At 36.2% G+C, this 3,453-nt stretch carries 3 protein-coding genes; all 3 read right to left on the bottom strand.

The annotated features are described in order from the left end of the window. Positions 1–105 precede the first annotated feature (105 nt). The 3 genes from ACYQ2O_RS11170 to ACYQ2O_RS11160 all read right to left on the bottom strand — a co-directional run bounded on the left by ACYQ2O_RS11170 (position 106) and on the right by ACYQ2O_RS11160 (position 2,719). Complete coding sequence (locus ACYQ2O_RS11170; protein ID WP_346024629.1) at positions 106–519, bottom strand: alpha/beta fold hydrolase; 414 nt, start codon at positions 517–519, stop codon at positions 106–108. Between the two features lie 470 nt (positions 520–989). Continuing rightward, positions 990–1,757, bottom strand: coding sequence for a hypothetical protein (locus ACYQ2O_RS11165; RefSeq protein ID WP_346024630.1), 768 nt, complete (start codon positions 1,755–1,757; stop codon positions 990–992). Beyond that, complete coding sequence (locus ACYQ2O_RS11160) at positions 1,742–2,719, bottom strand: MarR family transcriptional regulator (RefSeq protein ID WP_346024631.1); 978 nt, start codon at positions 2,717–2,719, stop codon at positions 1,742–1,744. Before ACYQ2O_RS11160 ends, ACYQ2O_RS11165 begins: the two co-directional genes overlap by 16 nt. Positions 2,720–3,453: the final 734 nt, after the last annotated feature.

Below are 3,453 nucleotides of genomic sequence, written 5' to 3'. Positions count from 1 at the left end.
AAAACCTATGAGGCAGGGACTGCCTTTTGAGCCTACCCATATCCGATTCCTCTGTCTGCATGAAACCTGTGCAGACAAGAATGGAGTTCGTAGGAAGCCCCCACTTCAAAATCCGGAGGATTTAAGTTGTGGGTAGTTCACATTTTTTCCTGCATACCACTCAATCACCTTCCAAACAACCGGATGAAAGAAACGCATTGGTTTTGTTACAATTTTTGGAGGATGAATTTGGCCGGCTACCAGTAGATACGTGTGCTTCTGCTCTGGAAATAAAACAGCATGATGCGTTGCGATAACGGAGCCATAGGATAATCCGCAAATAAGTGAAGGGGTCTGGGACTCGATCCGCTCATTTAACTCTCGAGCAGCCCTTTCAAATGAAAAAGAATCGCCTTCAAATCCAATACTTAAAGCATCGATTGTTATCGTCCGATATGAATCAGGCAAATAGTGAATCACTTCGTCCCAATTATCCGTATCATGTGCTAATCCCTGTAAAAAATAGACTGTTTTACTCATAAACCATCTGCTCCCCTTCCAAATATTCCCTCAATTATGAGTCATTCATAATGAGTAAGCAAAAAGATTTCCCTTTGGAATTAGTCCGCTCCATTGCTTCTAAAATAACCCGCTTATCAAATTTAGTCAACCCGTTTGTAACGTCTATTTAATATGTTAGATAGCCTTTCAAAATGAATTAAACAATGGAGTTAGACTCATTATTCATCGTTCCTTTTCTCTACAATGATTATCATAATCTTCCGGGATAAATTTTCATCAATAATTTAACCATAATTCCAGATCCTTCAATACAAACAGCTGATTCAATCAATACCACTTTACCATGTGACTGTTAAACTATATGTAGCAGTCACAACCTCGATGCCAATCTTAAGTCCAAAATTATATGCCATAGAATTTCACCTCCTTTTGGGCATGAAAAAAGACACCTCATTTAAAGTGTCTTCTGATTACTATTTGTGTTTTATTTATGCTTCTGCTTTTCCTAAGAAAATGTGCCCTAGAATCTCTAGCATTTCATCAAGACTTGTCCCTCTAATGCCTAAGTTCTTCAAATCAGGTTTATCTTCCTTAATTTGTTCAATGAATTGAATAACATCATTTTGAATATCCCGTGAGGATCCAACCCTGCTTGCAGGTGATACATTGGCAAGAAGCCTAAAGACGTCATTCTTATGTTTCTTTATATTTTTCGTATCGACATCTTCTCCTGCTTCTTTTCGTTCTTTCAAATCCAGCCATGCTTTAATCTTAAACAGGATAACTGTTTCCAATTCAATAAGTGAAAAGCCGTCCACCATCCGTCTACCTTTTACTAATAGATTGTAATAGTCATCATTTAATAATATAGCAGAGAGACTGACAATGCTTTCATCTATATGAATGGGAGTCAGTCCCCTATCGAAGCTAAGTTCAAATTCATTAGGGAGCTTACTGAAGAGCTCAATCATTTTGGGAAAGCTTGTATCTTTCGGATCTGTAAAACGGTAAAATTGATTCTCCCCAGTTCCCTTCTCACGATGCTCATAACCCCCATCTTCTATGAATTGCCAGAAGGTTTCTCCAAAAGAGGAATCGAGGGCTTCAATGATGAGCACCATATCAAGATCCTTGGTTGCTCGAAATGAGGCTCCAAGTTCATCCATAAGAATATCGCAAGCTGTTCCTCCAATAAAGACATATTGACTTGTGTGATTTACAAAATACTCTTTAAATTTATCTAGTCCGTGTACCATGGCTCACCCCTTAAGACTTCTTCTAATGCTTGTTCAACCCTTTCATCTGTTTCTTCCTTCAAAGAAGCATACAAAGATAGTAAATCCACATGTCGATTATTAGAAAACAGTCCAGGATCATAGTCCCAAAGCTCTAACTCCACCAGTTTTGTATCTTTTATAAGGTCCTTATTTTTAACAACTTCAATCTTTTCTTTATTTAGCTTATTTATATCTATTGCCATAACCGGATGACCAGGTGGATTGATCATGGATAATTCTGCAAGTGCACCCAGTCCAGCAGTCAAAGCACCTAAAGGCCTTGCCTTTGTGTAGATGATTTTCCTCACTGGAGTCTTTAGATACTCGCGACCCCTGAGAAAGTAGTCCGGATCTGTAATCCTCTTATACTCCTTGCTGCGGCCAGTCATTCCTCCAATTTCATAGGTGATGAGATTCGCATGGTATAGATTATTTAATGCTCTGGAAGCTGTCATTATATTAAAGCCCAGCTTTTTAGCAAAATCAGTCGTATTAACGACTTCCTCTTTATTATACAAGAAGTACAAATACGCAATCTGCGCGGGTGTTGTGAATCCCTTCACTTCTTTTTCAACGTGTTCTTGGACTTTTTTCAAGTCAAGCCCCAAGAATGGCAAATACATCTGCCCATCTTCAATCACAAAGGCAATCCTGTTTTCAATCAGACTTTTTCTTCTATACCTTGTAATATCTTTGTAAAATAGAACAATTTGACGATCTGTCAGGTTTTTAATTTGCTTTATATGTTTTTGAAGATGATCAACATTTGGCATCTCGTCAACCGCTTCAATTAAAATACACCGTGTTCCAAGTATCGTCACCTCATAAAAGTTGTAGTTATCCCTTAAAAAAATCGGAAAATTATTCTTTTTAAGCCACGGTTTTATGGTAATCTGCTCATCTATATTTTCTTTCAAGTAAAGCTCTGCTGTCATGACCAATTAGATTACCTCCTAATGTAACATTATTTACTTAAAATATAACACTAATTCCGTTATATTGCAATCTAGATTTGTTACATTAGGTTAATTTAACTTTTTGATTTCAAATCCAACATATTTACTATTACATTTTAAGTTTAATTTGTTATATTACAATTGCCATATTCGTTCGTACATTTTTTCTTTATACGAATATTTATAACATCAAATCCACTCAGGAATCATATCGTCAATGAAGTATTCTCTTCTAGGCTTTGCAATCCCTATAAACTGCTTGCGACATTCCCACAGATCCATGAGGTATACGATAATCATCAGCCAAACTCATTCTCTTTCCTATTAAGGTGAACTATACCATAGTAAATCAGTCGGTTAAAGAGCTCTTCATCACTTGTTAGTTTTATAAGCTTATTATGTTTTTAACTTTACATAACGTAGTTATTCCAAAGGAGGAACGAATAATGGATACTATTGAAACATTAATAAGAAAAACGACTATTGATTTAGAAGACGTGGACTCCAAACGAAAAATTCGAGCGGTATAATCAGTAAATCGACGATATCTTAAGAAGTATCTACAATAATCCTGTTAACTTCTTAACTCAATTTTTGCAGTTGAATATCCAGGTTTAACCCTTGCGGTTATTGAAACTTCTTATAAATAATTATCAAAAAACACACAAAAAGACACCTCTCTTTGGTAAAATGTAGTCACCATAACAACATTCAAAGGA

It is taken from the genome of Alkalibacterium sp. m-11 (assembly GCF_054658155.1).
The sequence above is the reverse complement of the archived record's forward strand: the minus strand, read 5'-3'. Positions and strand labels throughout refer to the sequence as shown.